2 protein-coding genes are annotated in these 2,290 nt (G+C 63.7%); one reads left to right on the top strand and one right to left on the bottom strand.

Annotated elements, in window-relative coordinates; genetic code table 11:
- The coding region (gene gcl / locus EC86_RS26370; RefSeq protein ID WP_029527700.1) for a glyoxylate carboligase at positions 1-1,501 on the bottom strand (1,501 nt) is incomplete at its 3' end.
- A 123-nt stretch (positions 1,502-1,624) separates the two neighbouring features.
- On the opposite strand from gcl, the gene EC86_RS0120210 reads away from it, so the two are divergent.
- Positions 1,625-2,290: LysR family transcriptional regulator (locus EC86_RS0120210; RefSeq protein ID WP_029527699.1), on the top strand; the 666-nt coding region annotated here is incomplete at its 3' end.

Raw genomic sequence — 2,290 nt, 5'->3', positions numbered from 1 at the left:
TGTTTTCAAAGCCCAACTGCACGCAGTAGTCCATCGTGAAGCCGCGCTGCGACTGGCGAATCAGTCCCAGGTAGCTGTTGTTCACCACCATGTGGATGTAGGGCAGCTTGAACTGCGCACCGACGGCCAGCTCTTCGATCATGAACTGGAAGTCGTAGTCGCCCGAGAGCGCAACGATCTTGCGTGTCGGGTCTGCGGCGCGCACACCCAGCGCGGCGGGCAGCGTCCAGCCCAGCGGGCCGGCTTGTCCACAGTTGATCCAGTGGCGCGGCTTGTAGACGTGCAGGAATTGAGCGCCGGCAATCTGCGACAGACCGATGGTCGAGATGTAGCAAACATCCTTGCCAAACGCATTGATCATGCATTGGTAGACACGCTGCGGCTTCATCGGCACGGTGTCGAAATTGGTCTTGCGCAGGTAGTCCAACGACGACTTGCGGGCTTGGCATTCATTTGCCCAGCCCGACCAGTTGCGCAGCTTGCCGGCCTGCTTCCACTCGCGGGCAATCTCGACGAGCAGCTGCAATGCGACTTTGGCGTCCGACACAATGCCGTAGTCGGGCGCGAACACGCGGCCAATCTGCGTCGGCTCAATGTCGATGTGGATGAACTTGCGGCCCTTGCAATAGACCTCGGGCGAGCCGGTGTGGCGGTTCGCCCAGCGGTTGCCGATGCCGAGCACGAAGTCGCTGGCCAGCATCGTCGCATTGCCGTAGCGGTGGCTGGTCTGCAGCCCGACCATGCCGGCCATCAGCGGGTGGTCGTCGGGAATCGTGCCCCAGCCCATCAGCGTCGGAATCACCGGCACGCCGGTCAGTTCGGCAAACTCGACCAGCAAGTCGGACGCATCGGCGTTGATGACGCCGCCGCCAGAAACGATCAGCGGGCGCTCGGCCGTCATCAGCATTTCAAGCGCTTTTTCGATCTGTTTCCGGCTCGCTGTCGGCTTGTAAACGGCCAGCGGCTCGTAGGTGTCGATGTCGAATTCGATCTCGGCCATCTGCACGTCGAAGGGCAGGTCGATCAGCACCGGGCCGGGGCGGCCCGAGCGCATCAGGTGAAAGGCCTGCTGGAAAGCGCGCGGCACCTGGGCCGGCTCCATCACGCGGGTCGACCACTTGGTGACCGGCTTGGAGATGGACTCAATGTCCACCGCCTGGAAGTCTTCCTTGTGCATGCGCGCGCGCGGCGCCTGGCCGGTGATGCACAGAATTGGAATGCTGTCGGCCTGGGCCGAATATAGCCCGGTGATCATGTCGGTGCCGGCCGGTCCCGACGTGCCGATGCACACGCCGATGTTACCGGCCTGGGCGCGGGTGTAGCCCTCGGCCATGTGCGAGGCGCCCTCGACGTGGCGCGCCAGGATGTGTGCGATCGCCGGGTGCTCGCGCATCGCTGCGTACAGCGGATTGATGGCCGCGCCCGGCACGCCGAAGGCCTGCGTCACGCCTTCTTTTTCCATCACCAGTACGGCGGCCATGGCGGCCTTCATTTTTGCCATTGATTGCTCCTTGTTTAGATGGCTCGATCATTCCTTTGGCACGTGTACTTGTGAATACCATTGCATCGATAAGACCTATTCCATGGCGGCATAAATACGCAAAACGCGATTACAGTCAGCGCCATGGATCGCGTCACCGGCATTGCCCTTTTTATTCGCGTCGTCGAGACCGGCAGCTTCAGCAAGGCGGCCGGTGAGACCGGCATTACCCAGCCCACGGCCACCAAGGCCGTGGCCGCCATGGAGCAGCGCCTGGGCGCCAGGCTGCTGCACCGCTCGACACGCGGCGTGACGCTGACCGAAGTGGGCGCGCTGTATTACGACAAATGCAAGCTGATCGCCCGCGAGATCGAGGAAGCCGACAACCTGGCCACGCTGCTGCAAAGCAAGGTGGGCGGCAACCTGCGCATCAGCACCTCGGTGGCGTTCGGGCGGCGCGTGGTGGTGCCGCTGGTGCTGCGCTACATGCAGCAGCACCCGGACATCACACTGGACTTGACCTTTGACGACCGCTACGTGAACCTGGTCGAGCAAGGCATTGACCTGGCCATCCGCATGGGGCCGATGGCCGACTCGACGCTGGGCGCGCGCTACCTGGGCACCAATCCGTGGCTGATGGTGGCGGCGCCGTCCTATTTACGTGCGCGCGGCACGCCGGGTAGCGCGGCCGACCTGGCAGCGCACGACTGCGTGGTGTACAGCAGCGTGCAGGGCGATGACCTCTGGAGCCTGCGCACGCCGGCGGGCCAGAAGCTGTCGGTGCCGGTCAGGGGCCTGCTGCGCTCGAAT

It is taken from the genome of Polaromonas glacialis (genome assembly GCF_000709345.1).
Taxonomy (GTDB): Bacteria; Pseudomonadota; Gammaproteobacteria; order Burkholderiales; family Burkholderiaceae_C; genus Polaromonas; species Polaromonas glacialis.
This window is presented reverse-complemented; position numbering and strand designations above follow the sequence as displayed.